Genomic DNA, 26,812 nt, shown 5'->3' with positions numbered 1-26,812 from the left:
GCTTCAGGCATTCTTGCCACGCAGGTGACCACGCGAATGGGTTGTGGCCTCCTCCTCGGTACGATGCCAAAGCTCCATGGCCATGGGCTGCCGCGCCTCTTCCAGCACATGGCCGACCAGCCCCACCGCCCGGGCCATCACGCCCAGGCCGTGCGAAACCTTCCAGGACAGGCCCATCTCACAGCACAGCGCACCAATGGCGCCGGTGGCATTGATAGGCAGCTGCTTGCCGTAGGAAGCACCTGCAGCGTCGGCCACACCCTGCATCAGTTCAACATAGCGTCCGTGAAAACCGGTCTGCTGCGCAATGGCAAACAGACGCAGCGTGCGGGGATCCACCGGCTTGTGAATCGGATGGCCCAAACCCGGAATGATTTTTTTCTGCTCCCTATGGGTTTGCACGATGTCCTGCGCGAGCTCCTGCAGAGAGGCTACCGGCGGCTCATCCGGCCCGCCCTTTGGCTGCGGCAAAGCGGCGGCCAGCATGCGCGCCGATCCTTCTGTCGAGCCGACAAAGACGCTGCCCAGGCCAAGCAGGCCCGCAGCCACAGCGGCCTGCATGGCCTCCGGTGCGCCGGCGTACGTCATGCGGGCCGCGAGGGTAGACGGGACAATGCCGTGCTCCACCAGCGTGACCAGGATGGCATTGAACATCCTCGATTCGTTGGTGTTGGGCAGGCGCCCCGTCACCTCGAGAAACGCCATGTCGCCGAAATTGACCTCACCCATCAGGTCATTGCACAGGTCATAGCCATGCACACCAATGGCTTCGGGCGTGCTCCAGGCAATGTCCGAACGCAAAGGGGCTCTTTTACTCATATGTGTCCTCATGTCCTCATGTCCTCATGTGGTCTATAGCTCTGTAGCTGGATGGCCGGGGTCGGCCCTCCGGCGCCAAAGGGCGAACCCTTTTCCTGCCAACGGTTGCCTTCGGTCAGTCAAGCTTGGCGCCGGACACCTTGACCTTCTGCGCGCCGAGTTCACGGTCGGAGGTGAGAAAGGCCGCGAACTGCTCGGGCGTGTCGCCCACCGCGTCAAAGCCCAGCGGCTGCAGGTATTTGCTTTTGAAGTCCGCGGCGTTGATGATCTTGCTCATGTCGCGGGCAAAGCGGCTGGTGATGTCGGCCGGTGTTCCTTTGGGAGCCACCACGCCGAAATAGTACGAGGCATCAAACGAGGGATAACCGACTTCGGCGAAAGTAGGCACGTTCGGGGCCGCGGGTTGTCGGTTGCGACCCGAAACCGCCAGCGCCTTGATCTTGCCCGACTCCAGGAAAGGCGCCACGCCGCCCGTCACCGCAAACATCGCGTCGATGCGGCCGGCCATCAGCTCCTGAACAGCCGCAGGCAAACCCTTGAACGCGACATGCTCCATCTGCAAGCCGTTGATGCTGTTGAACCAGGCCGAGGCCAGGTGGTTCACGCCGCCTGCACCTATCGAGCCGTAGTTGAGCTTGCCCGGGTTGCGCTTGACGTAGTCGATGAACTCCTTGACGTTGGCGGCCGGAAAGTCGGGACGCGTCACCAGCATCAGATTGCCGACGGCCAGCTTGGCGACCGGCACGAAGTCCTTGACCGGGTCATAGGGAATCTTGGGGTAGAGGTTCTGGTTCAGGCTGTAGGCGCCGTCGGAGGCCACCAGGAAGGTATAGCCGTCTCCCGGGCTTTTGGCCACCAGGTCGGCGGCAATGATTTCATTGGCACCCGGCTTGTTGTCGACGATGAAGGGCTGGCCCCAGCTGTCACCAAGCTTCTGGCTGATGGCGCGCACCATCACGTCAGCAGGACCGCCGGCGCTATATGGCAGAACGATGCGAATCGGTTTGGAGGGATAAGTCTGGGCCTGCGCGATACCACCCCACGCCAGCCCCGCCAACACACCCAGCACCATCGAACGACGCAGTAATTTCATGTTTGTCTCCATGTATATGATTAATAAAAAATGAGGTTTCAAAAATAAGTCCTATATATGAACTTATTTTTCAACTTAAATTTTATGAATTTACGAGTTAACACCCTAGGAACAAGATCATTTGTTTCATCGTATTTTTCAATTTCTTATAAAAACGTACGTTATTTGGACTTTTTTTTGATTTACCCCTATGCTCCAGGACATGAAACATGAACTTGAACCTGAAGCCGAGCTGGTTACCGGCGCGCAGACTGTCGACCGGGCCTGCGAGTTACTGCGCGAAATCGCGCGCACGGGCGGGCGCGGCATACGCCTCCTTGATCTGTGCAACGCCGCGGGACTCAGTCGACCGACGGCGCACCGCATCCTGCGTTCATTACAGATGGCCGGGTTGGTGCAGCAAAGCACCGAGAACCGCCGTTATGCATTGGGTAGCGGGATGTTCGAACTGGGGCTGGCGGCGCCCAACCCGATCACCCAATTTCCGCAGGTGCGCAGCATCGCGGAAGAACTGGCAGCCAGCACCAATGACACGGTCTACCTGATGCTGCGGAGTTACGACGACGTGGTGTGCGCATGGCGAGCCCAGGGGGCCTACCCCATCAAGGCCAATGTGGTGGCACTCGGTGATAGACGCCCGCTCGGCGCGAGCGTGGCCGGACTCGGCATTCTGGCTTGCCTGCCACGGGAAGAATCCGACGCATTGATTGATACCCACGGCGCCAGTCTGGCGGACTTTTGCAGAATGACACCCGCTGACGTGAAGCGTCACGTCGAAGAGGCTCGCCACAAGGGCTACGCGGTCGGGGTGAATGCCGTCATGGAAGGCGTGACAGCGGTCGGGATGGCCGTGCCGGCGAGCTACCAGCGGCCCTATATGGCGTTAAGCGTCTCAGCGATCTCATCGCGGATTCCACCGGAGCGGATCCCCGAACTGGTCACCCTGCTAAAGCACTCCACCGCAAAGATAGCCGCGGTGACGGCAAGCAACCATGCTGCGCGGTAAATGCTGCCGCAGTGCTTCAGGACGGTCAAGCTGCCGCGCACGGAACCCGGCGAGGGGTTAAAGCCGAAGCGTCCCCACCCCAAACAGGCCAATGAGCCCGATGACGATCAGGTAGATCGCCACGATGTAGTTCAAAAGGCGTGGAATGAGCAGAATCAGAATGCCGGCTGTCAGGGAGACGATCGGACCGATGCTGATTGAGGCGTTCATGGTGTCTCCTGTAGTCTTGGGGCGGGCTCTGGAACTGTCTCCGTCTTGTACGAAGGCGATTCCCGGAGAGGCCTACCCTCAACTGTACTGAACCGCGCGAGCCATCGCTGTAGGACGGCAGGATGAGCTTCGAAAACCGGCAGACAGCAGGTGTTTGCTGAAAAATTCAGCGCATTCGGATCAGCGCTTTCCGGCTGCGTTGGTCAGCGGCCCCTTTACCGAGCCAGAACCGCCCCACTTCCCACCAGCTGGTGCGGATAGCAGTCACCGAACTCGCCCAGGCCGACCCGTCCCAGCCAGGCCTGCGCCCGTGTGCGTGCCTCGCTGTCGGGCACACCGCGGTATTGCAGGCCCATCATGACATTGCCGATGGCGCTGCGCCAAGGCATCAGGGCGTCCGTCTGGAACATGTAGCCCGCACGCGTGTTGATGCCTTGCAGCGGCTGGCTAAATACCCTCACTTCACCCGAAGAAGGTTGCAGCAGGCCCGCGCCCATATTGAGCAGCGTGGACTTGCCGCAACCCGTCGGACCAACCACCGAGACAAACTCGCCCGCCTTGAAGCGCAGTGTGGTGTTGCTGACAGCTGTGTAGCGCGGGCCGCCATCATTCTGCGACACGAAGGTGCAGGTGATGTCGTGCAACTCAAGCGCGCAGGCGTCAGCTATGTCTGACATGGCGCGAGCCTGCCCCATGCTTTCCGCCCGGCAGAGGCCAGTAGAGGCCGGCACCGGGAGCCTGCAGGGTATTGCTTAAGCCTTGAACCGCTCTTTAGCCCGGCGCGCGAACTCATTGGTGTAGGTTTTGGCCAGGTCTATCCTGTCGGCTTTGATGCTGGGGTCAAAACTGGCCAGCGCCCTCAGGGCCGTACGCGCACCGTCATCAGGAATGATGCCGTCAAGCGCGATCGACTCGCGCACCTTGTTGAATGAGGCGAGGTACAGCGCACGGTCACCCAGCAGGTAGCTTTCTGGCACGGTCTTGATGATGTCGCCGGGACCAGCCGTCTGCAACCACTTCAGGCCGTGGACGATGGCATTGGCCATCGCCTGGCAGGTATTCGGATTTTTCTGGATGAAGTCCGCGGGCGCGTAGAGGCATGCGGCCGGCATCGGCCCGCCGAATACGTCAAGCGTCCCTTTGAGCGTGCGTGTGTCTGAAATGATTTTTACCTCGCCCTTTTGCTCCAGCATGGTCATGACCGGGTCGGTGTTGCTCATGGCATCAATCTGGCCGGAGCGCAGCGCAGTGAGCGCCCCGGCAGCGGTTCCCACACCGATAAAGCTCACGTCGCTGGCCTTGAGGCCGCCGCGCGACAGCACCAGATTGGCCATCATGTTGGTGGACGAGCCGGGCGCCGACACACCGATCTTCTTGCCCCTCAGGTCGGTAATCGATTTGTAATTGGGGAGGTTTTTGGTAGAAACGCCAAACGCAATTTGCGGCGCCCTGCCCTGCAGCACGAAAGCCCGGAACATCTGGTTCTTGGACTGCAGGTTGATGGTGTGCTCGAAGGCACCCGAACAGACATCGGCCGAACCACCCACCACCGCCTGCAGCGCGCGCGCGCCGCCAGCGAAGTCACTGATCTCGATATCCAGACCTTCGGCCTTGAAGTAACCAAGCTGCTCGGAGATTGTCAGGGGGAGGTAATAAAACGCGGCCTTGCCGCCCACGGCGAGCGAGATTTTTGTTTTTTCAAGCTTGGGCTGTGCACGCAGGGCCGACAATGACAACGTAGCCGCGGCCAGCGCGGCGCCACCGGCAAAGATCCGGCGCGAAATCAAGGGTGGGCGGGTCATGCGAAGTCCTCTCTTTGGTCAAAAAGAAGGATATCGGGGCGTTAAAAAACCCGCATCGGGGTCATCCCGTGCGGGTTTTTACCGAAGGGCGGCGCTCGGTTACCAGTGGTTACTAGCCCTTGCCAGACATAACAGCTCAGGCGCGCCGGACACCTCGTTTCATCGATAGCCGGAGAAGAGGATGCCGATGTTGACCAGCATCGCCAGGGCCCAGATTGCAGAGCGGGCTTGGGCCAAATCGGCGATGTACATCATGATGTAGGCGATACGCAGCACGATGAACAGCAAGGCCAGAATGTCCAGGCTTGTCTGCCCGGCCTGCAACAGGTGCGCAATGATGACCGCGGCAAAGAAGAAAGGCAGCGCCTCGAAGGTGTTGGCCTGGGCTGCATTGGCCCGACCGCGCCAATCAGTCTGTCGGGCCAGCCAGCCGCGCGGGTTGTTGTTGTCAAAGCCTCCCTGGCGTTTGGGGGTGGTCATCATGCCGTACTTCGCAAGCCCGGCGCAGGCCAGGGGCAGCAAGGCAGCGATCAGTACACACCAATAGGCAATGGTGAAACGTGCAAACGTCATGGTGAATCCCTCGTCCAGTTTTTTTGGGCTTAGTTTTTTTCGCTTTCGCCCTGTTTTTATTCAATGCATCGCGCAGACTATGAAAATGATAGCAGCCTGCCCCTCCACTGTTTCAGTTGCATCTATCGCCATCGCCGCCGTCATCGGCGGTCCACCAGCGCGTGGGCAATCGTGCCCAAATCCACGTACTCCAGTTCACTGCCTACGGGAACACCCCGGGCCAGGCGCGTCACCTGTACGCCGCGGCTTTTCAGCGCCTGGGCAATCACGTGCGCCGTTGCCTCGCCCTCGGCGGTGAAGTTGGTGGCCAGAATGACCTCTTGCACCTCACGCGAGGCCGGCGGCACCGGCTCGCCATGCTCGTCCCGGGGCACGACACGGTCAAACAGTTTTTGCAGGCCGATGTCGTTCGGTCCAATGCCATCCAGCGGACTGAGCTTGCCCATGAGCACGAAGTAAAGGCCCCTGTAGGCCAGCGTCCGCTCCAGTGCCGCCTGGTCTGCCGGAGTTTCCACCACACACAGCTTGCTCCGGTCGCGTTGCGGATTCGCGCAGGTGGCACAAACCTCCTGCTCGGTCAGGGTGTTGCACAGGGTGCAATGCCTGATGCTGCTCACCGCATGCTCCAGGGCCCGCGCGATCTGCAAAGCGCCGGGCTTGTCGTGCTGCAGCAGATGAAAAGCCATGCGCGCAGCCGATTTGACACCCACCCCCGGCAGCTTGCGCAGCGCCTGGGTCAGGCCTTCGAGAGCGTTGGAGTCAGCCATTGGAAATGCGGGTCCGCCGTGGGTGTCGAGTTCGCACAAATACCCGGCTACAAGCCCGCAACGGCAGCCTCAGCCAGACCGGAGACGATCAGAATGGAAACTTCATGCCCCCAGGCAGTCCCGGCATGCCGGCTGTCAACTTGCCCATTTTTTCCTGGCTGACTTCTTCGGCCTTGCGTACTGCCGCGTTGAAAGCAGCCGCCACCAGGTCTTCGAGCATGTCTTTGTCATCAGCCAGCAAACTGGGGTCAATCTCAATGCGCTTGACGTCGTGCTTGCAGGTCATGGTGACCTTGACGAGGCCGGCGCCGGCTTCCGCCGTCACTTCGACAAAAGCCAGTTCTTCCTGCGCTTTTTTGAGGTTGTCCTGCATCGCCTGCGCCTGTTTCATGAGGCCTGCGAGTTGTCCTTTGTTGAACATGGTTCTTTCCTTTAAATTCCGGCTTTACAACGGGTGTCGATCATATCGGCTTGGGGGCAAGGGGCCTGATGCTGCCCGGAACGATTCTGGCCCCCCAATCGCGAATCATGTCCTGCACAAACGGGTCGTTCTGAATCATCTCTTCGGCAGCCCGCTGGCGCTCGGCCGCCGCCGCAGCGTTGCGGCGTGCCGGGGTATCACTCACGGGGCCTATTTCCACCGTCAGCCTGATGGCCGTGTCGTCGAGGGCCTGTTGCAATGCAGCCTGCAATTTCTCGCGGGCTGCGGTCTGGTTCAATGACTCCCGCTCCACACGCAAGATCCATGAGCCGTCGTCCCGGCTGCGCAGCTCTGACTGCAGCGCCAGCTCGCGTGTCAGCGCGGCAACCGCCTCGGCCACCACCAGTTGGTTCACGGTCTGGCTCCATACATCGCCCAGCGGCGTGATGGCCAGGGGTACGGCTGCGGGTGCGGTTGGCTGCATCCGCTGTGCGGTCGTCGGCCCGCGAGGCGGCTCCACAGACGCTTCTGAATTGATAGCAACAGGCTCAGATTTTACTGTAGCTGGAGCCTCTTTGCGTCCTTGTCCCTGGCTTGGAAAGCGTTCTGCCACCGTGTCAGGCACCGCCCGGGACATCGGCGCCGCCACAGCCGGCTCAGGAACCGCATGCGCGGCAGCAACGGCCGGCTCAGGTTGCGGCTTTTTTTCGGGCTCGGCGGCGCTCCCCGGCGAGGGGCCTGATGACCTGGGCTCTGCGGCAGGCACCGGAGCGGCCGACGGCTTGAACGCCAGCAAGCGCAACAGCACCATGGTCAGACCCGCATACTCATCGGGCGCCAGGCCCAACTCGCCGCGGCCATGCAGGCACAGGCTGTACAGCAGCTGTGTTTCGTCGGCTGGCAAGGTGCGGGCCAGCCGGGCTGTTTCGGCGATTTCGGGGTCGGCATCATCGCCGGCCCCCCTGTCCGGCACAGCCTGCAGCACCGCCATGCGCTGCAGCACGGCGGTCATCTCTTCGAGCGTGGAAGCGGCGCTCAGGCCATTGAGCCGCAAGGCTTCGGAGGTTTCCACCACCGTCTTCCCGTCGCCGCGCGCCAGCGCATCCAGCAGGCGAAACACATAGCTGCGGTCCACGCTGCCCAGCATGGTGCGCACACTGGCTTCCAGCAATTGGCCAGAACCAAAGGCAATGGCCTGATCAGTCAGCGAGAGCGCATCGCGCATGGAGCCTCGGGCCGCACGCGCCAGCAGGCGCAGGGCCTGGGGCTCGGCGGGCACATTTTCGGTGCCCAGCACCTGGGCCAGGTGCTCCAGCACCGTCTCAGGCGCCATGGGACGCAGGTTGAACTGCAGGCAGCGCGACAGCACGGTGGCCGGCACCTTCTGCGGATCGGTTGTGGCGAGCACAAATTTGAGGTACTCGGGGGGTTCTTCAAGCGTCTTGAGCATGGCGTTGAACGCCGTGTTCGTGAGCATGTGAACCTCGTCAATCATGAAGACCTTGAAGCGTCCGACCACCGGCTTGTAAACCGCCTGCTCCAGCAACTGCGCAATTTCATCCACCCCCCGGTTGGACGCCGCGTCCAGTTCGGTGTAGTCGACAAAGCGGCCGCTGTCGATGTCGATGCATGCCTGGCAAACGCCGCAGGGCTCGGCGGTAATGCCGCCCTGCCCGTCAGGTCCTGTGCAATTGAGCGACTTGGCGAGAATGCGTGACACAGTGGTTTTGCCAAYGCCCCGCGTGCCGGTGAAGAGATAGGCGTGGTGCAAGCGCCGTGTGCTCAGCGCATTGCCAAGTGCCTGCACCACATGCGACTGACCCACCATTTCAGAGAAATTTCGGGGACGGTATTTGCGGGCAAGAACTAGATAGGACATTCAGCCATTCTAAATTGCCGTGGGATTATGCGGTTGAAACTGCTGAGGCGGCGGGCGCCCGGCATCAGCCCCCGCGAGACGGTGTGGGCGATAGTTTTTTATTCAACACGACACGCCAAGCTCCCTTGGACCATGGGTAAACGACTGGTAAAAATGGTTTGACAGGTGTCGCGGCTTGCAACGCCGCAGCAAGGTCATTCCCAACTCCCTTACAATAACCGGTGACGGGCCTTCCCGCATGATAAAGCGGCCAACCGGGTCAGGTGGGGAACCAAGCAGCCCTAACTGTGGAGTCAGTGCCGGGGTCAAGGCTCGTCACCTTATTCATCAAAAACCGTGTATTCATGCGGTTTCCAAGCCCATCGGGGCTCTCGCTTCGGCTTTTGTATCACTTCGTTGTGTCACTTTCTTAATCTATGACTACGGATAAAGACATGGCACAGATAGAAGGGCTTCCCTCACGCGCGCTGCGCGGCCTGTGCAACCCATGGATTGAACCCCTTGCCCAACGCCGGCGACCATCTGGCGGACGGCCCCAAAGACAAGACGTCGCGCCGCTATCAGCGTAAAAGCTCTTCGATGGCCGCCGTGGTGTTCAGCGCGTGTTCGGCGATCTGCGCCGACATCAGCGCCAGCGAAGCCAGGGGGTAAGTGCCGCTGACAATGCCGCAGTAGGCGACCTCGGCGGCCACCGCATCCTGGCCCAGTCCTTCGGTGGCGGCGGTGATGCACTCCTCGGCACTCGCCAGGCCTGCGTCGCCGAAGAGCTCCTGGCCTTCATGGCTTACGCGGTAGTCAAAACGTCCCGCCCCGTCAGGGTCAATGGAAAAACGAACAATCATGCCAGCAGGTCTTTCTCAGGAAATCCATCGGCCTCGGGCATGACCACCACGGTCAGCCAGTAACCGGCCAACTCGCCGATCACTTTGACAAAGCTCTCAAAATCGACGGGTTTGGTAATGTAGGAGTTGCAGCGCAGACTGTACATTTTCTGGATGTCGGCGGCTTCGTAAGAGGTGGTCAGCACCACCACCGGCAGATGGCGAAGTTTTTCGTCCTTGACGATTTCAGACAGCACTTCATGACCATCCATTATCGGCATGTGCATGTCCAGCAGGATCAGGTCAGGGGTGGGAACATTGGCATAAGGACCTTGCTTGCGCAGAAACTGCATGCATTTTTTGCCGTCGTCGACATGATGCAGATTGACGCGCAGACTGGCCGAGTCAAACGCTTCGCGGGTTAAAAAAACATCGTCCTCGTTGTCTTCAACCAGCAAAATTTCTGCAACGCGGCTGCCGGCGAGGGGTCGGGTCTTCATGAAGGGCTGCTCTTGGAAAGCATATCCGGGATTGTGAAGCAGAAAGTGCTTCCTTCACAGGGGGCTGACTTTATCCAGATTCTGCTACCGTGGCGCTCAATGAGCGCTGCGGCAAACAGCCAGTCCAATGCCAGAGTCAAAAAGCAATTGAAGAAGTTGAAGCAATTGAAGCAATTGAACCGCTATCAAATCTGCGGTCAGATCAACAGCGATGGGTCAATTGCGATTGCTAGCGTCCTTCTGCTGGAGATCAAAATGACGCAGGACGCCCTGCCCGGCCACATATCCGCTGGCAAAACAGGCCGTGAGCAGGTAGCCGCCCGTGGGCGCTTCCCAGTCAAGCATTTCGCCGGCGCAAAATACGGGTTGGGCTATACCTTTGGGTGCCTGAAGTTGCAGCTGTGCGTCCATTGCTTCAAAAGGCACGCCACCGGCGCTGCTGATGGCTTCGTCGATCGGCCGGGGAGCGAGCAGCGTCACCGGCAATGCCTTGATGGCGTGGGCAAGCTGGACGGGGTCGTTGATGGCGTCCTTGCCGAGCAGTTCATGGAGGATGGCGGCCTTGATGCCGTCGAGGTTCAGGCGGCTTTTCAGGTGGCTGGACAGCGAGCGCGAGCCACGCGGGTGACGCACCTCAACCAATACCTGCTCGGGTGATTTGTCCGGCAGCAAATCGAGCTTGAAGGTGGCACTTGCGTGCGTCGCAATCTCATCACGCAACAGGCTTGAAACGGCATAAACGAGGCTGCCCTCGACACCTGTGGCGGTCGCCACGAATTCCCCTTTGCGGTGGAAAGTGCGGCCGCGTGAGTCCGTGAAGTGGATGGCAACCGACTTGAAAGGCTGGCCGGCAAAGCGGCTGGTGAAATGTTCGGTCCAGCCCACTCGCGGCAGCGGTGCGCTGCCGATCAGTTCCTTCAAAAACTCACGGCGGCTCTCGACAGGCCCCGTCATGACCGGCTCCGCCTCGCCGGCCGGCCGTGCGACCACGTCAAAGCCACAGTTCGAAGGCTTCAGCGGTGCAAGCGCTACGCCGCGCTCGGCCAGCAGCGGCACCCACGCACCGTCCGATCCCAGGCGCGCCCAGCTGGCGCCGCCCAGTGCCAGCACCACGGCGTCCGCCTGTACCAGCACCTCACCGGCGGGTGTTGAAAATTTCAGGGCGCCGTCCAGGTCGCCGTCATCGGCCCAGCCCAGCCAGCGGTGCCGCATGGAAAATTTCACGCCCGCACTGCGCAGGCGGTGCAACCAGGCGCGCAGCAACGGCGCGGCCTTCATGTCCTTGGGAAACACGCGGCCTGAACTGCCGACAAAGGTTTCCACACCCAGTGTTTCGGCCCAGGCGCGCAGCTGGGTCGGACCAAAAGCGGCCAGCAAGGGCTGCAGCTGGCCGCTGCGCTCGCCGTATCGGCCCAGGAAGGCCGGCGGCTCTTCAGAATGCGTGAGGTTGAGGCCACCCTTGCCGGCCAGCAGGAACTTGCGACCGACCGAAGGCATGGCGTCATAGACCGTGACCGACACTGCAGCGCCGGCGCCAGCCAGCACTTCTGCAGCCATCAGGCCCGCGGGGCCGCCACCAATGACGGCAACCCGCAACGGGCCCTGATGCGGTGTGTGCTGCGGGGACTGCAGCGATTTATCAGTAGGCATCAAGTGGTTCAAGTAATTTCCGTCTGCCCGGGGGGCATTGTTGAGCGTCAAGGTCAAATAGTGGCCGCAGCCGCAGCGAACCGGGGCCATTTCGTGCGGCACAAGCTGTCACGGTTTTACTCCGCTCTCTGCTCTTGATCTGGAAGCCCGTAAATCAAGGACAACAGCGCAAAAAGGTGTGTAACTCCGGCCAGGGGCGGTACGCCGCCAGCCTGGCCATTGCCTGACCATTGGTTCAATTATTGCAGGCTGGCCGCGCATCGCTCCGCGCAATGCACCAGCCCGGTCAGGAAAGTTCCACCACCGTTCCCGATCCCGTCAGGAAAGCGGCCTTCACCATGGCCGCCGGGTAAATCTGCTGCACCGCCGCGCGGTAGGCCTGCATCTGTGCCAGCAAGGTCGGCTGCAGTTGTGGCGCGCCGGCCGACTTGTAGTCCAGCACCCACCAATGGCCCTCGTGGCCGGCGTCCTTGCGCTGCACCAGACGGTCCAGCCGCAGGGGCTGGCCCTGGTAGACCAGATCAACCTCGTTGCCCTGCCAAGCCACCACCTCGGGGTTCCAGGCCCAGGCGCCCTCACCCGTCACAATGCGCCGCGCCAGCTCGGCTGCCCGCCCGGCCTGCGCCGGGCTGAGGTGAAATTCACGCGTGACAGCCGCCACCTGCTGAGCGGAAAACGGCGCGCCCCATTCCAGCATGCGGTGCATGGCCTTGCCGACACGGGCAACGGCGCTGTCCTCTTGCCCAGGCAACGCCGCCAGGGCCCTGGGGGTCGCCGTGTCGGGCAAGACGGGCAGCTCGGGCAGGTAGAAAACGCGGCTATCCACAGCGCCAGCGGATTCAACCACAGACTCAGCCACCGGCGCCGGCAACTCGCTGACCAGCCCGCGCAGGCGCTGCCACCAGCTTTCGCTGGTCTCGCGGTGCGGTTCAATTGACGAGATCACCAGCGTGTGGCGCGCCCGGGTCAGGGCCACATACAGTGCATTGAGCTCTTCACGCTTGCGCGCCAATAGTTCTGCGGCCAGCAGCTCTTCCGCGCAGGCCGGCGGCCGGCTTTCACTGACCAAAAACACGAATTTATGCGGCGCGGCAGCTTCGCCGGGCCAGTCGACCAGCACGCCCATGCTGTCGGCATTGCGCTCCACCGTGTCGGTATCCAGCAGCAGCACGGCATCGGCCTCCAGTCCCTTCGCGCCGTGAATGGTCAACAGCCGGACGGCATCGCTGCTGACGGCTGCAGGGGCCAGCGTGCCGCCCGCCTTCAGCGCCCGCACAAAGGCATAGGGCGTGGCATAGCGCCCGCCGTCGCGGTCCAGCGCCACACCCAGCAGCGCGCGCAGGTTGGCCAGCACGGTGCTGCGCTGGGCGGCCGGTGCGGCAGCCGCAAAACGCGCCAGCACATCGCCGTCGTCGTAAATGCCTTGTAGCGCGTCATGCGGCGGCAGCTGGTCCAGCCAGCCCTTCCATCGAATAAAAATTGCGCCCAGCCCTTGTAACTCGCCGGTGAGCAGCTCTGTTTTTTGCAGCACCTGGTACCACGAAACCCGCAGCTCACGCTGCAGCAGGGCAAGCTGCACCAGGCTGGTATCGGCCACGCCAAACAGCGGCGAGCGCAGTGCACGCGCCAGCGACAAGTCGTGCTGCGGCGACACCAGCGCATCCAGCAGCGCCACAATGTCCAGCACCTCGCAGCAGTCGATGAGGTCGGTTTTTTCACCAATCTGCGCTGGAATGTGCAGCGCGCGCAACTCATCCTGCAAGGGCAGCAGACCGGCGCGCTTGCGCGACAGCACCATGATGCCGGACGGCTTGAGCCCGCTGGCCAACTGCCCGGAGATCCATGCGGCGGCCTGCCGCGCCTCGCGCGTGCGCAGGGTTTCCTCGGGCAACTCGCGCGGCGTGGTCAGGCTGTCGCGCCAGCCCGAATCCAGACCATCCGGAGCTGCTTCACCCGTGTCTTTCTGCCTCGGCTGCCTCGGTACTGGCGGCAGGCGTCCCGTCGCACCGGCCTGTCCGGACGCCGTGGTGTGCTCGCGAAAGCCCTCATACCCGTCAGCCTCGCGAGCCGTGACCATGGCGGCGTTCACCATGTCAATCACCCCTTCGGCATTGCGGCGGGTGTGGTCGCAGCTCAGCAGGTCGCCGCCGAGGCCCTCAACCACAAAGGCCTGCGCAGCGCGGAACACCTGTGGTTCGGCGCGCCGAAAACGGTAAATGCTTTGCTTGGGGTCGCCCACCAGAAACACGCTGGGCGCCGACCCGGCGCCGGAATAACCGATCAGCCAGGAATACAGCGACTGCCACTGGAGCGGATTGGTGTCCTGGAACTCATCGATCATCAAATGCTTGATGCGCGCATCCAGCCGCTCCTGCACCCAGCCCGACAGGACCGGGTCGCCCAGCATGACGAGCGCCGCGCGCTCAACGTCGTTCATGTCGACCCAGCCGCGCTCGCGCTTGAGGCCGGTGAACTGCGCGATCAGGGCACGGGTCAGGCGGACCATGCGTTGCTGGTGCATCCAGGCCTCATGCTGCTGGCAGGCCGCCATCGCGCGCAGCGCCAGGTCCTGCGCCTGCCGCACGATGTCGATGCCGGCGATTTTCACGCCGAACTTGCGCGGACTTCCCTTCTCGGTCAGCAGCGCACCGAAAACGGCGGACATATCCATATCCTCCGCCGACAGGGCCTGCATCAGCTCCACGCCCTTGGCCGAGAAGGTGGGGGCACTGGCCCGGCCCAGCGCCTTCGCCGCTTCCAGCAGAGTCTGGCGGCGCATGGGATGGACCAGCCATTCCCCGGGCGCATCCAGCCCGGCGAAGTCAGGGTACTGCACGCCAAAAGGCAGCACCGAGGCATCGATCACGCCCTGCTCGTCGGCCAGCGTGAATTCGGTGCGCTTGTCGAGTGCGGTCTGCAGGGCCTTGTCGGTCTGGAAACGGCCATGTGTCAGCACCACCGCCTCAAAGTCCGCCTTCAGCGAATCATGGGCCGCCACCGCGGCGTAAAACCGCCGCCACACCAGCGCGCGTGCCGGGGCATCGTCCTCCAGCAGTTCGTAATTGACCGGCAGGCCCAGCCTTTGCATCACGGCCACGGGCGCGCTGCGCAGCAAGGCGGCAAACCAGCTGTGGAAGGTGCGGATCTGCACCGAACGCCCACTGGTCAGGATGGAACGGTATAAATTTGACAGCCGCTTGCGCATTTCAAGCGCAGCTTTCAGGCCTTTTTCGTTTGCATCTCCAAACCGGACACCGCGTATTTCCAGCTCGCGCTGCAGCATGGCATCGTCGGCGTGGGTAAAAACCTTGAGCCAGTCGTCCAGCCGTTCACGCATTTCACCAGCGGCCTTTTTGGTGAAGGTGATGGCGAGTATTTCGTGGGGCCGAACTTGCGCATCGGGATCGCTCCCTGCACCGTCCAGCAGAGCGCGCACGATGCGCGACACCAGCATCCAGGTTTTACCGGCGCCGGCGCACGCCTCGACCGCGACACTGCGGCGCGGGTCGCAAGCAATGGCGTAGAACGCGTCAGCGGAAATCGGCTCGCCGTTGCACTCGTAGGCGGCATGATGGACGACCTTCATCGCCCGAACCTCCTGACGGGCGCAGGCATCCCATCCCAGCAGGGACAGCGGAACCGGCCTTGGCCTGCCCTGAGCCCGTCGCAGGGCCGAGCCGCAGGCATCCCATACCAACAGGGGCCGCGGAACCGGCTTTGCCGGGCCGCAGGCGCAGCGGCCTCCGAGGGGCTGGAGCCCGCGGCTCCAAAGCTGCCTGCGCAGCTTTGGACGGGCGACAGAGGCGAAGCGTCTCGCGAGCCGCGGCCTGCAAGGCCTCGCGTAGTACACGAAGTGACAAGCGTGGGGGCTCTACTCATTCCAGAAATCCTTGCGGCACAGGCCCCGCGCCGCACAGTATTCGCAGGCCTTGCCCTCGCCCAATGCAGGCAGCGGAGCGCCGCGCGCAATGCGGCCCATGTCGGTCAGAATGCTGTCAATCAGCGCGTCGCGCAGGCCCACGATCTCCGGTTGCCCGTAGGTGCGGGTGGCCTCTTTCTCGCCGAGGTTGACATAAGCGGCCGCCAGCGTGTCGTCATCCATCAGCGCGGCATAAAACGCCAGCTGGGTGTCTTCCTGCCCGTCCTTGATGCGCTCGGCCGTCACTGTGCGCGGCTCGGTCTTGTAGTCAATCAGCAGCGTGTGGCCATCGGCCTGGCGGTCGATGCGGTCCAGCTTGCCGATCAACTGCAGCTTGCCCAGGGGCATTTCACGCTCGGCTTCCGCCTCCTCAAAACGGGCGCCCACCGCCTCGTGATCGGTGAGCCAGGCCAGGTAGCCCTCGCGCACGCGCGGCCAGATCGCGGCGAACGGCAGGAACTCGCTGTCGCTCAGGGCCAGCTCCTGCGTGGCCCGCTCTGCCGCTGCATTGATCATGGCTACCCGCGCAGGTAAATCCTGGGCTGGGGCCGCTTTCAGTGCTTCATGAAAGTGGTGCAGCAAGCTGTGCAGCCAATTGCCGAAGTCGCGCTTGCCCAGTTCGCCCTCCAGTTCCTCGGGCTCCTGCAACCTGAGCTGGCGCAGCGCAAAGAAACGGTAGGGGCAGCGGCGCAAGTCTTCATAGGCGCTGGCCGACAGCCGGGTCACCGGCAGGGCCTCGCCCGTGGGCATGGGATGCGGCGTGGGTCGCACGGCGATGGCGCGCAAACGGCGGGCGTCGCTCGCCAGGGCCGGGCTTTCGCCATGCCCGGCACCATGCCCGACTTGGGCGAGCAGCAGTTCCTGCACAAACCCACTGGGAATCAGGTGCTCACCGCCCTCGCTGGTGCGCCAGAGCAAATCCACATGCGGCAGCTGCAAGGCATAGTGCCAAGCCTGGCGGGCTGCCCCGGCCAGGGTTTCACGCGAGGGTAGGCCGAGCACTTCGCGCTGTCCGGGTGTCCAGAGACCCGCAGGCTCGGGCGAAACCGGCAGGCGGATTTCATCGCAGCCCGGCAACACGACTGCCTGCATGGGCCGCCCCAGGAGCTGCGCCAGCGGCAGGATCACCACCTGCTCGCCCTGTGGATGCTCGGGGGAAAACTTGCCACCCTCCAGCGCCTGGTTAACCCAGCTGGTGAAGACAGCCAGCGTCATCGTGGGTGCGCTGTCGAACTCCGCCTCGGCGCCTTCGTGCAGACGGAGCACGTCGAGGACCGTCTGGCCGGCCTCATCGAGCGCCAGTGCCTCCCACTGCCCCGCTGACTGCAGGGCGGCGCGCAGGTCGCGCAGCCACACGGCCAGCGGACGGGCGCGGGCCAAGGCCTTGCGCAGCCCATCCACCCGTGGGGCGAGCTGCTGGATGGCGGCGAAAGCCGGCTGCGGCGTGGCGGGCAAATCGCGCCAGGCGCGCAGGCCGGCCTTGCGCAGTTCGATTTCCGTTGCAGTTACCTCGCCTGGGCTGAATGCGGGCGCGTTCTTCAGCCAGTCCAGCACCGCATCGGTGGAAGCGTCCCAGGGCATGGCGCGCAGCAGGCCCATCAGGCTGGCCGCAGCACGCGTGGTGGACAGCTTCCAGCCCGTTTCGTCGCGCATCGCGATGCCGCGCTCGGCCAGCATGGCGCCAACCCGGCGCGTGAGGAGCCGGTCCTGAGCAATCAGCGCGACGGGACTGCGCCCCTCGGCCAGGTGCGTCAGCACACAGGCAGCGGCCCGCCAGGCCTCGTCTTCGGCGTCCGTCGCGGCGTGTAGCGACGGCAAGGGGAATTCGCCCCTGGCCAGCAGGTCCTCCGGCAGGCAGAGCGCAATGGAGACAGCCCGCTCTCCAAAATGCGCCTTCAGTGCGTCAGTCAGCGGTTCGGCCTGAAAGCCCTCGAGTACTGCAAACAGCGCCGGCCGGGCCTGGAACAGGCGATCGGATGCGTAGGCCGAGGTCGCCGCCCAAGCCAGCGCAATCTGTCCCACAGCTGCTTCCAGCGCCAGCACCGGGGAATCCTGGCCAGCCTGCAGCGAGACGGCCAGGCGTTGGCTCCAGGCCTGGCGCTCCGCGGGCAACACGGCCGCCGCCACCCGCGCCAGGCTCCATGCGGCGTCGACGAGTCGCCCGGCGAGTGCGTCCTGTTGCGCCCCCAAACCGGCCCGCTCCAGCAGCGAGGCGGCAGTCAGCATGTCTACCGCCACATCCATGCGCAAATCGTCGCCCGATGGCGTGAAAAGCCCCAGCGTGCCACCCAGGCTGCTGGCCCAGTTCATGGTGGTCTCAAACCGTGGCACAAAAAAAGTCTCGCCTGCGGCGGCTGCCCAGGCCTGCCGCGCCTGTTGTATCAACTGCACGTAAGGCAGCAGCACCACAGCCTCGGCGGGATGCACATTGCGCGCTTTCAGCGTCGCGGCCAGTTGCGCCATGACGCGCTGCCAGCAGAGCACATCCGGGGAAGTCACGGCGTTCCCGGCGATATCAGCGGTCTTTGGGGTCTCTGGCGGCATGGATTGATCAGGGAACTCGGAAACAGGAAAAACGGACGGCGAGCGATACGCAGGGCATGTTTCAGAGGACGGCTATCGGGGCCATAGCGGCTGCATAAGCGACCCGGTTACTTGCTTTCTGACACAATGACTGCAACTTTAGCCGTATCTCGTAACTAGACCAAAGGAGCCGTCATGGCGAGCGAATTGATCAAACATACCACCGATGCCACTTTTGAAGCCGACGTGCTGAAATCCTCGACGCCCGTCCTGGTGGACTATTGGGCCGAGTGGTGCGGTCCCTGCAAGATGATTGCCCCCATTCTTGACGAAGTGGCCACCGGCTATGACGGCAAGTTGCAGATCGCCAAAATGAATGTCGATGAAAACCGCGACATTCCCGCCAAGTTCGGCATTCGCGGCATTCCCACGCTGATGCTGTTCAAGGATGGCCAGCTGGCGGCCACCAAAGTTGGCGCCATGAGCAAGGCCCAGTTGACCGCGTTCATCGACCAGCAACTGGCCTGAACATTTCGCATTGCCATCAGGAAACCGGGCCTGCCCCGGTTTCCTGATCCGGCACTGGCTTGTTTCTTGCCCAGCGCAAATCCCCTGTCCCTTTGAGCCCGCGCCCCGGGCGCCTGCCGGGGACGCCTCGATACCCCCGATTTACATCCTGATTTTCCTGTCATAATGCGCTTTATTCGCCAGACGGTTGTTACCGGCTGGTTCGAGTTCCCGGTTTGTAAGCCTTTCTCCTCTGCGGCTTCTTTTCAAACCTCCCCCGTTTTTTAAATGAACTCCGCAAGGAGTAATTCCATGCACTTAAACGAACTCAAGGCACTGCACGTGTCTGAAGTCCTCAAGCAGGCCGAAGCCCTGGAGATCGAAAACGTTGGCCGCATGCGCAAGCAGGAGCTGATGTTTGCCATCATCAAGAAGCGGGCAAAAACCGGCGAAACCATCGTCGCCGATGGCGTGCTGGAAGTGCTGCCAGACGGTTTTGGCTTTCTGCGTGCGCCCGACTCGAGCTACACCGCCAGCACCGACGACATCTACATCAGCCCAAGCCAGATCCGCCGCTTCAACCTGCACACCGGCGACATGATCGAAGGCGAAGTGCGCACCCCCAAAGACGGCGAGCGCTACTTTGCACTGAACAAGCTCGACAAAGTCAACGACGGTGCGCCGGAAGACAACAAGCACAAGGTCATGTTCGAGAACCTGACGCCGCTGTTCCCACGCGAGCAGTTCAAGCTCGAGCGCGACATCAAGGCCGAAGAAAACCTGACCAGCCGCATCATCGACATCATTGCCCCCATCGGCAAAGGGCAGCGCGCCCTGCTGGTGGCGCCGCCCAAATCCGGCAAGACGGTGATGATGCAGAACATCGCCCACGCCATCACCGCCAATTACCCCGAAGCGGTGATGATGGTGTTGCTGGTGGATGAGCGTCCTGAAGAGGTCACCGAGATGCAGCGCAGCGTGCGCGGCGAAGTGATTTCTTCCACCTTCGACGAACCCGCGGCGCGCCACGTGCATGTGGCCGAAATGGTGATCGAGCGCGCCAAGCGCCTGGTCGAGCTCGGCAAGGACGTGGTCATCCTGCTGGACTCCATCACCCGCCTCGCCCGTGCCTACAACAATGTGCTGCCCTCATCGGGCAAGGTGTTGACCGGCGGTGTCGACGCCAATGCACTGCAGCGCCCCAAGCGTTTCTTTGGTGCAGCCCGCAAAATCGAAGAAGGCGGCAGCCTGACCATCATCGGCACGGCGCTGGTCGATACCGGCAGCCGCATGGACGAGGTGATCTTTGAGGAATTCAAGGGCACCGGCAACTGCGAGATTCACCTGGATCGTCGTTTGTACGAAAAACGCGTGTTCCCGGCCATCCACCTCAACCGCAGCGGTACCCGCAAGGAGGAGCTGTTGCTGGCGCCCGAAATTCTCCAAAAGTCGCGCATTTTGCGTCAATTCATGTACAACATGGATGAAATCGAGTCCATGGAGCTCATGCTGAAGAACATGAAAGCGACGAAAAACAACCACGAATTCTTTGACATGATGCGGCGAGGCGGCTAAAGCCGACTCGCCAACTATGGCCCCCACGGTCGCTCACTTCGTGTAGCTTCCTGCCCCCCGAGGGGGCCGCTGCGCCTGCGGCCCGGCCACGCCGGTTCCGCGGCCCCGGCTGGGTTAAATCCAAGCCCTTCGAAGCCCCCGGAGCTGCTTTCGCCACAAAATCACCCCTCATGAGGCCAAAACCGCTGTAAGTGGTTGATTTCATGCCATAATATTAGGCTTAGCGGAAAGTGCCCAGGAATGGCTTGAGTGGCTCCCGCAACGAATAAGGAAAGATCATGAAAGAAGGCATTCACCCCAACTACCGCGAAGTTTGTTTCCTGGACCTGTCCAACAACTTCAAGTTTGTGACCCGCTCCTGCGTAAACACCAAAGAAATGGTGAAGATGGAAGACGGCCGCGAACTGCCCCTGTACAAGCTCGATACGTCCAGCGAATCGCACCCCTTCTACACCGGTACCCAAAAATCCGTGGACAACATGGGTGGTCGCGTTGAGAAATTCCGCAACCGCTTCGGCAAAACCGCTGCCAAAGAGGCAACGCCACCAGCTGCCGAGTAAGCTGCGAAACATTCTTTCGCCAGCCTGCAAGAAGCAGCCTGAATTTCAGGCTGCTTTTTTTTCGGCTAAAACTGCCCTTACTTGCCATGAAAATCGCTATCCGGCCCCCCTGCAGACATCTTTCCTGAGCACCAAACCGTTTTGAACAAACCTTCGCCCGCCATCATTGCCCAGTCTGCCGTGCGCCGCCTGCCGCGGCTGGCGCTGTTGCTGTTTTGCGCGGCCTACGTGCTGCCGGGATTTTTTGGCCGCGGTCCGTGGAAATACGAGGACATCGCCGCCTTCGGCGTCATGCGGGAGTTGACGTCCAGCGCGGCCAACTGGCTGCAGCCTCAGCTGCTCGGACAGGTCACCGATTTTGAAGCACTTGTGCCCTATTGGCTGGGCGCCCTCGCGATCAAATGCCTGCCTTTTCTGGACCCGGCCCTTGCCGTGCGCATTCCGTTCGGCCTGCTGCTGGTCCTGACGCTGCTCACCACCTGGTACGCCATCTACTACCTGGCCCGCAGCCCGCAAGCGCAGCCGGTAGCCTTTGCCTTCGGCGGAGAAGCCGGCCCGGTGGACTACGCCCGCGCCATTGCAGACGCCGGTTTGCTGGCGCTGATTGCCAGCCTGGGCCTGGCACAGTTGTCTCACGAGACGACCCCCGCGCTGGCGCAGCTGGGCTTTACGGCCCTGGTGTTTTACGCAATGTCTGCCAGCCCGTACCGCCGGGCGACCAAAATTCGGGGCCCTGCACTGGGCCTGTTGATCGGTCTTGCAGGACTTACCCTGAGCGGCGCCCCTACACTGGCCCTGCTGCTGGGCGTAGGTGGCGTGCTGGTCGAGGGGACTCATCTTCGCTGGGGCTACAACCAGGACAGCCAGGGCAGCCAAGCCGACGCTGACAGCAGGCGGCAGTCCTGGCATTGGGTGCTGCTGATTGCCGGCGCCACGCTGCTGGCCGCACTGCTGGCGTACAAGCTGGACCTCTGGCGCTGGCGAATTCAGCTGCCCGGCGCCAGTGATCAACCGGCCTGGAGAGACTGGCGCCGGCTGGGTCGTCTGCTGCTGTGGTTCACCTGGCCGACATGGCCGCTGGCGCTGTGGACACTGTGGCGCTGGCGCAGACAGCTGGCGAGCCGCCACGTGGCCCTTCCCCTGTGGTTCGCGGGCATGGCTGTGGCCGCCACGCTGACCACCACAGCCTCCGACCGCAGTCTGCTGCTGAGCCTGCCGCCGCTGGCGGCACTGGCGGCATTTTCCCTGCCAACGCTCAAGCGTAGCTGGGCCTCGCTGATTGACTGGTTCACGCTGCTTTTTTTCACGGGCTGCGCCACCATCATCTGGGTGGTCTGGATTGCCATGCAAACCGGCGTGCCGCGGCAACCCGCGGCCAATGTGGCCAAGCTGGCGCCGGGATTCGAACCCAGCTTTTCGTGGTTTGCTTTTTTGGCAGCAGTGGCAGCCACGCTGGCGTGGACCTGGCTCGTCAAATGGCGGGCCGGTGCACAGCGCGCAGCCATCTGGAAGTCGATGGTCCTGCCTGCCGGCGGCGCCACCCTCTGCTGGTTGCTGCTGATGACACTCTGGATGCCCTTGCTCGACTATGCGCGCAGCTATGCACCGATGTCGCGGCAGATCGCCAGCCTGGTTGACAAAAAAGCCTGCATCGAGATCTATGGGGTGGACAGCGCCCAGGCTGCCGGGCTGCAGTACCACGGCCAGCTGGAGCTGCGCCAGGCGACGCCTCATGCGAGCTGTCCGTACCTCGTCGTGGATGTCGATGCCCAGTCGACCCTCAGCAGCACCGTGAATATGCCGGACTGGGCGTTCCTGGCCACCGTACGCAGACCAACGGACAAAAACGAAAATGTCCTGGTGTTCAAACGGGTCAGCACAGATACACAGGCCCGGGCGGCCAAGCCAGCCAGCTCGCCTACCCACCCTTGAGCGAACTCAAAATCATCAGCCAGCACGCGGGAACCGTGCTGGTGGGCCAGCTGGCCGTGATGGCCTTTGGCGTGGCAGACACCGTGATCGCCGGGCGCTACAGCGACGAGGCCCTGGCAGCGCTGTCGGTAGGGTCGGCCATTTACATCAGTGTTTACGTCGGGCTGATTGGCATTGTCCAGGCCCTGCTGCCCATCTGGGCCGAGATGCGGGGCGCCCGCGAATACGAAGCTGTCGGCAGATCCTTGCGGCAAAGTCTTTACCTGTGCAGCTTGATCACTGCCGTCGGCATGGCTGCGCTGCTGTTTCCCGGCCCGCTGCTGCGCTGGGCGCAGGTGCCCGAACTCATGCAGGATGAAGTGCAGCACTATCTCGCCATTCTGGCCTTCGGCTTTCTTCCCTCGCTGTTGTTCCGGGTTTACAGCACCTTCAACCAGTCGCTGGGCAAACCGCTCCTGGTCACCTGGCTTCAGGTCGGTGCCCTGGCGGTCAAAATCCCGCTCTCAGTCTGGCTGGTGGCCGGCGGTGGCGGCGTCGCGCCCATGGGTGCCGCCGGCTGTGCCTGGGCCACGCTGACCGTCAACTACCTGTTGCTGGTACTGGCGCTGGTGATGCTGCGCTCGCAAGCGCTGTACAAGCCGTTTTGCCTCTGGCGACGCATGGAGCGGCCCGACTGGCCGCAGATTCGCGGCTTTGCCCGGCTCGGTATTCCGGGTGGACTGGCCTATCTGGTGGAGGTGACCTCCTTTACCTTGATGGCGCTGTTCATCGCGCGATTGGGAACCACGGCCTCGGCAAGCCACCAGATCGCGGCCAGTGTGGCGGCCGTGCTTTACATGATGCCGCTGTCCATGGCCATTGCCTGCAGTGCGCGCGTGTCGTTCTGGTTGGGTGCCGGACGGCCTGACTACGCCACGCGGGTAGTTGTTCTGGGCCTGAAACTCACAGGCCTGGCGGCCCTCGCGCTGGCCGCTACTATTTCGGTAGCAGGGAAGTTACTGGCAGGCTGGTATTCGGGCAACCCGGCGATCATTTCCCTCGCATCATCCCTGCTGGTATGGGTGGCTTTTTATCATGTGGCCGATGCAACCCAGGCGCTGTGCGCATTTTTGCTGCGTTGCTACCGCATCACGCTCACGCCGCTGATGCTGTATGGAGTTTTGCTGTGGGGGCTGGGTCTGTTTGGCGGTTACCAGCTCGCCTATGAAGGTGTTGCAGGCCGGACCGCCACGCAATCGGCCGGCAGTTTTTGGGCTGCCAGCACCATCGCCATCGGACTGGTAGCCACCTGCCTCCTGGGTTTGCTGTGGCACGCCGTCCGGCAGAGCCAGCGGGCAAGCCTTCAGAAAATTCAGGCAGTGTGAGCCCGGCGTATGCGTGCCGCCGGAAAAATGATTGAAAAACGCGAACCGTGCCCCGGCTGGCTCTCGATATGCAGTTCAGCGCCGTGGCGCTGGACTACATGCTTCACGATGGCCAGACCCAAGCCCGTTCCGCCGGTTTCACGCGAACGACTGCGGTCAATGCGGTAAAAGCGCTCGGTCAGACGCGGCACGTGTTCGGGCTCAATACCCGGCCCGGTGTCCCTGACCTGAAACTGGCCACGCCCATCCTTGAGCAGCGTCCAGCTGACGCTGACCAGGCCYGTCTCCGGYGTGTAGCGCACGGCATTGGTCACCAGGTTGGACATGGCGCTGTAAAGCTCCGTCTGCACGCCCGCGATCTCACAGGCCGGCCCCGGGTCAAACTCCAGCTGATGCCCCTGCGGCGTAATCACGGCCGACAGCGCCCTGGCCTCCTGCTCGCACTGGGCCAGCAGTGCACCGGTGGTGATCCAGTCATTGGCGCCGGGGAACGGGCTTCCTTCCAGGCGCGACAGGGTCAGCAAGTCACTCACCAGCGTTTGCATGCGCTGGGATTGCTGCGCCATCAGCGCCAGGTAACGGGCGCGCTCCGGCTCCTCCAGCGGCAGGGTTTGCAGGGTTTCGATGAAGCCGGACAACACCGTCAGCGGCGTGCGGATCTCATGCGACACATTGGCCACGAAATCCCGGCGCATGGCTTCCGCCAGCTCGACGGCGGTGATGTCCCGCGACAGCAGCAACTTGCGGTCTTTGCCGTAAGCGTGCACATGTACCGACAATTTCACGGGTCGCGCCGGTGTACTCAGGCTGCCAGGAATCACCACGTCATGCGAATAATTGCCCGAGGCCAGGTAGGCCTTGAAGGCAGGCTCGCGAACCAGGTTGGCAATATGCTGCATCACGTCGCGCTGCGCGTCGAAACCGAAATGCTGGGTTGCCATCTGGTTGCACCACTCGATGCGTCCCTGCGCATCCAGCAACACCACCCCGCTCGGGGAAGCCTGCATGGCCGCCAGAAACTCGTCCAGGCGCGCCTGGCTTTCCTGCAACTGCTGATCGCGGTTCTTGAGCAGCCGGCGGGTCCGGTCAACCACCTCCCCCCAGACACCGGGCAAGCGGGGTAGCTCCTGGCCATTCATCACTGCCGGCACATCCCTGCCCTGTTCGGTACGCAGCCACCGGAGAAGTCGCCCCATGTAGAGGCTGTCGATCATCAACCAGACCAAAGCGCCCAGTGCGAGGCCCCCACCCAGACTCCACGCGAGTCCACCCTTCGCTGCAGTCCACCAACCCAGGGCTCCACCGGCCAACATGCAGGCGGCAAAAGCAATCCAGCGGTTGATCATGTGCCGGATTGTGCCGCAGCAGCGACCCGACTGGCGCTCGCCGCCGCTGTCAGACGGTAGCCCGCCCCGCGAACGGTTTCGACCATCGCACCGGCAGCGCCCAGCGCTTCCCGCAGGCGCTTCACGTGAACATCCACCGTACGCTCTTCAATGAACACATGGTCACCCCACACCTTGTCCAGCAAGGTACTGCGGCTGTGCACACGCTCCGCATGCTTCATCAGGTAATGCAGCAACTTGAACTCCGTGGGGCCCAACTTCAGTTCCTGGTTCTGGAACGAAATACGATGGGTGCCTGCATCCAGCACCAGCGCCCCCACCGTCACGCTGTCGTTCACCGACTCGGGTGCACGGCGGCGCAGCACTGCGCGAATACGGGCGAGCAGCTCCTGCGTCGAAAACGGCTTGGTGATGTAGTCGTCGGCACCGGCATCCAGGCCCGCAACCTTGTCAGGCTCATCGCCGCGGGCGGTCAGCATCAGGATGGGAATGGCCTTGGTGCGTACCTGCTTGCGCCAATGGCGCGCCAGCGCCAGGCCGCTCTGCCCTGGCAGCATCCAGTCGAGCAGGATGGCATCGGGCAGCACGGCGTCGAGTTCGCGCTGGGCCGCCACACTGTCCTGCACGACAACAGGTTCAAAACCGCCATGCCTCAAGTTGACCGCAATCAGTTCGGCAATCGCTGGCTCGTCTTCAACAATCAGTATGCGGGCTTGGTGTTTCATGCGGCCTTACTTGACGGCGGACTCGATCTGGTCCATGGAGGTATGCCTGACATCCGCGCCTTTGACGATATAGATGATGAACTCGGCGATATTCTTGGCGTGGTCGCCCACACGTTCGATGGCCTTGGCGACAAACAGCAAATCCAGGCTGGCCGAAATGGTGCGCGGATCTTCCATCATGTAGGTGATCAGCTTGCGCACAAAACCGTCAAACTCCTGGTCAATCAGGTCGTCCTCCTTGAGGATGGATACCGCCGCAGCGGTATCAAGCCGGGCGAAGGCGTCCAGCGCCTTGCGCAGCAAGCCGGAAGCCAGTTCTGCGGCAACGCGAAGATCTGACGACGGCAGGACGCGTGCCGAACCGCTGTCAATGATCGAATTGACCATGCGCGCGATTTTTTCGGCTTCATCGCCGGCACGCTCCAGGTTCGCCGTGGTCTTTGAAATCGCGATCAGCAGGCGCAAATCGCGGGCAGTAGGCTGTCGGCGGGCAATGATGGAAGACAGCTCGCGGTCAATGTCGATTTCCATTGCATTGACACGCGCCTCAGCCTCTATCACCTGGTTGGCGCTCTCGGTGCTGAATTGCGACAGCGCATAGATGGCCAGACGGATCTGGGATTCAACCAGGCCGCCGAGCTCCATCACACGCGAGGACACGCCGTTGAGCTCGCTGTCAAACTGAGTGGATAGGTGTTTATCAGGCATATTTTCCCTTTGGATTATTCGCCGCTGCAATCAGAACCGCAACGCATGAGGCGCTCTGCGCCAAGCCAGCGGGCGTCGCGGAACCGGCTTTGCCGGGCCGCAGGCGCCGTCC

General features: G+C 62.5%; 22 protein-coding genes, 1 other RNA gene and 1 pseudogene. 7 read left to right on the top strand and 17 right to left on the bottom strand.

Annotated features, from left to right (window positions below):
* Positions 1 to 3: 3 nt before the first annotated feature.
* Both AC1DUB_RS11140 and AC1DUB_RS11135 read right to left on the bottom strand, forming a co-directional pair.
* Positions 4 to 819: a citryl-CoA lyase gene (locus AC1DUB_RS11140; protein ID WP_477716875.1), complete on the bottom strand. Its 816-nt coding sequence runs from the start codon at positions 817 to 819 to the stop codon at positions 4 to 6.
* A 115-nt stretch (positions 820 to 934) separates the two neighbouring features.
* On the bottom strand, positions 935 to 1,912 hold the full coding sequence (locus AC1DUB_RS11135) for a Bug family tripartite tricarboxylate transporter substrate binding protein (protein WP_477729568.1): 978 nt from the start codon (positions 1,910 to 1,912) through the stop codon (positions 935 to 937).
* Between the two features lie 202 nt (positions 1,913 to 2,114).
* On the opposite strand from AC1DUB_RS11135, the gene AC1DUB_RS11130 reads away from it, so the two are divergent.
* Positions 2,115 to 2,918, top strand: a complete 804-nt coding sequence (locus tag AC1DUB_RS11130) for an IclR family transcriptional regulator (RefSeq protein ID WP_477716877.1) — start codon at positions 2,115 to 2,117, stop codon at positions 2,916 to 2,918.
* Between the two features lie 57 nt (positions 2,919 to 2,975).
* Here AC1DUB_RS11130 and AC1DUB_RS11125 read toward each other — a convergent pair whose 3' ends face one another.
* The 7 genes and pseudogenes from AC1DUB_RS11125 to dnaX all read right to left on the bottom strand — a co-directional run bounded on the left by AC1DUB_RS11125 (position 2,976) and on the right by dnaX (position 8,570).
* On the bottom strand, positions 2,976 to 3,128 hold the full coding sequence (locus AC1DUB_RS11125; RefSeq protein WP_477716878.1) for a DUF3096 domain-containing protein: 153 nt from the start codon (positions 3,126 to 3,128) through the stop codon (positions 2,976 to 2,978).
* A 239-nt stretch (positions 3,129 to 3,367) separates the two neighbouring features.
* Positions 3,368 to 3,805 (bottom strand): annotated as a pseudogene (locus AC1DUB_RS11120) (ATP-binding cassette domain-containing protein); the annotation flags it as partial.
* A gap of 75 nt (positions 3,806 to 3,880) precedes the next feature.
* Positions 3,881 to 4,930, bottom strand: a complete 1,050-nt coding sequence (locus AC1DUB_RS11115) for an ABC transporter substrate-binding protein (RefSeq protein ID WP_477729567.1) — start codon at positions 4,928 to 4,930, stop codon at positions 3,881 to 3,883.
* A gap of 159 nt (positions 4,931 to 5,089) precedes the next feature.
* Entirely contained in the window at positions 5,090 to 5,503 is a 414-nt protein-coding gene (locus AC1DUB_RS11110; protein WP_477716880.1) for an MAPEG family protein, read from the bottom strand.
* 140 nt (positions 5,504 to 5,643) lie between these two features.
* Entirely contained in the window at positions 5,644 to 6,270 is a 627-nt protein-coding gene (gene recR, locus AC1DUB_RS11105; RefSeq protein ID WP_477716881.1) for a recombination mediator RecR, read from the bottom strand.
* 88 nt (positions 6,271 to 6,358) lie between these two features.
* On the bottom strand, positions 6,359 to 6,691 hold the full coding sequence (locus AC1DUB_RS11100) for a YbaB/EbfC family nucleoid-associated protein (RefSeq protein ID WP_477716882.1): 333 nt from the start codon (positions 6,689 to 6,691) through the stop codon (positions 6,359 to 6,361).
* Between the two features lie 40 nt (positions 6,692 to 6,731).
* Positions 6,732 to 8,570, bottom strand: a complete 1,839-nt coding sequence (dnaX, locus tag AC1DUB_RS11095) for a DNA polymerase III subunit gamma/tau (protein ID WP_477729566.1) — start codon at positions 8,568 to 8,570, stop codon at positions 6,732 to 6,734.
* Positions 8,571 to 8,793: 223 nt separating this feature from the next.
* On the opposite strand from dnaX, the gene ffs reads away from it, so the two are divergent.
* Positions 8,794 to 8,890: signal recognition particle sRNA small type (ffs, locus tag AC1DUB_RS11090), an RNA gene on the top strand.
* 240 nt (positions 8,891 to 9,130) lie between these two features.
* Here the strand turns inward: ffs and AC1DUB_RS11085 are convergent.
* From AC1DUB_RS11085 to AC1DUB_RS11065, 5 genes are all read right to left on the bottom strand, one after another.
* Positions 9,131 to 9,412: a hypothetical protein gene (locus tag AC1DUB_RS11085; RefSeq protein ID WP_477716884.1), complete on the bottom strand. Its 282-nt coding sequence runs from the start codon at positions 9,410 to 9,412 to the stop codon at positions 9,131 to 9,133.
* Positions 9,409 to 9,891: a response regulator gene (locus tag AC1DUB_RS11080; RefSeq protein WP_477716885.1), complete on the bottom strand. Its 483-nt coding sequence runs from the start codon at positions 9,889 to 9,891 to the stop codon at positions 9,409 to 9,411. The genes AC1DUB_RS11085 and AC1DUB_RS11080 overlap by 4 nt, the downstream gene beginning before the upstream one ends.
* A 216-nt stretch (positions 9,892 to 10,107) precedes the next feature.
* Positions 10,108 to 11,541 carry a TIGR03862 family flavoprotein gene (locus AC1DUB_RS11075; RefSeq protein WP_477729565.1) on the bottom strand — a complete coding sequence of 478 codons (1,434 nt, stop codon included), beginning with the start codon at positions 11,539 to 11,541 and terminating at the stop codon, positions 10,108 to 10,110.
* 286 nt (positions 11,542 to 11,827) lie between these two features.
* Positions 11,828 to 15,127 carry a UvrD-helicase domain-containing protein gene (locus AC1DUB_RS11070; RefSeq protein ID WP_477729564.1) on the bottom strand — a complete coding sequence of 1,100 codons (3,300 nt, stop codon included), beginning with the start codon at positions 15,125 to 15,127 and terminating at the stop codon, positions 11,828 to 11,830.
* 285 nt (positions 15,128 to 15,412) lie between these two features.
* Complete coding sequence (locus tag AC1DUB_RS11065; RefSeq protein ID WP_477729563.1) at positions 15,413 to 18,004, bottom strand: PD-(D/E)XK nuclease family protein; 2,592 nt, start codon at positions 18,002 to 18,004, stop codon at positions 15,413 to 15,415.
* A gap of 174 nt (positions 18,005 to 18,178) precedes the next feature.
* Between AC1DUB_RS11065 and trxA the strand changes: the two genes are divergently transcribed.
* From trxA to AC1DUB_RS11040, 5 genes are all read left to right on the top strand, one after another.
* Positions 18,179 to 18,511, top strand: a complete 333-nt coding sequence (gene trxA / locus AC1DUB_RS11060) for a thioredoxin TrxA (protein WP_011483186.1) — start codon at positions 18,179 to 18,181, stop codon at positions 18,509 to 18,511.
* A 291-nt stretch (positions 18,512 to 18,802) separates the two neighbouring features.
* Positions 18,803 to 20,065, top strand: coding sequence for a transcription termination factor Rho (gene rho / locus AC1DUB_RS11055; RefSeq protein WP_477716888.1), 1,263 nt, complete (start codon positions 18,803 to 18,805; stop codon positions 20,063 to 20,065).
* 278 nt (positions 20,066 to 20,343) lie between these two features.
* Complete coding sequence (locus AC1DUB_RS11050) at positions 20,344 to 20,625, top strand: type B 50S ribosomal protein L31 (protein WP_011483184.1); 282 nt, start codon at positions 20,344 to 20,346, stop codon at positions 20,623 to 20,625.
* 141 nt (positions 20,626 to 20,766) lie between these two features.
* The gene (locus AC1DUB_RS11045; RefSeq protein ID WP_477729562.1) at positions 20,767 to 22,557 is read left to right on the top strand and encodes a hypothetical protein; all 1,791 of its coding nucleotides are present in this window, start codon (positions 20,767 to 20,769) and stop codon (positions 22,555 to 22,557) included.
* The gene (locus tag AC1DUB_RS11040) at positions 22,554 to 23,921 is read left to right on the top strand and encodes an MATE family efflux transporter (protein WP_477729561.1); all 1,368 of its coding nucleotides are present in this window, start codon (positions 22,554 to 22,556) and stop codon (positions 23,919 to 23,921) included. Before AC1DUB_RS11045 ends, AC1DUB_RS11040 begins: the two co-directional genes overlap by 4 nt.
* Here the strand turns inward: AC1DUB_RS11040 and phoR are convergent.
* The 3 genes from phoR to phoU are packed head-to-tail and all read right to left on the bottom strand — an operon-like array spanning position 23,909 to position 26,700.
* Entirely contained in the window at positions 23,909 to 25,267 is a 1,359-nt protein-coding gene (phoR, locus tag AC1DUB_RS11035) for a phosphate regulon sensor histidine kinase PhoR (RefSeq protein ID WP_477729560.1), read from the bottom strand. The genes AC1DUB_RS11040 and phoR overlap by 13 nt on opposite strands.
* Positions 25,264 to 25,992, bottom strand: coding sequence for a phosphate regulon transcriptional regulator PhoB (gene phoB / locus AC1DUB_RS11030; protein WP_477729559.1), 729 nt, complete (start codon positions 25,990 to 25,992; stop codon positions 25,264 to 25,266). The genes phoR and phoB overlap by 4 nt, the downstream gene beginning before the upstream one ends.
* Positions 25,993 to 25,998: 6 nt before the next feature.
* The gene (phoU, locus tag AC1DUB_RS11025) at positions 25,999 to 26,700 is read right to left on the bottom strand and encodes a phosphate signaling complex protein PhoU (protein WP_477729558.1); all 702 of its coding nucleotides are present in this window, start codon (positions 26,698 to 26,700) and stop codon (positions 25,999 to 26,001) included.
* Positions 26,701 to 26,812 lie beyond the last annotated feature (112 nt).

It is taken from the genome of Polaromonas sp. P4_F9, assembly GCF_056401235.1.
The sequence above is the reverse complement of the archived record's forward strand: the minus strand, read 5'-3'. Positions and strand labels throughout refer to the sequence as shown.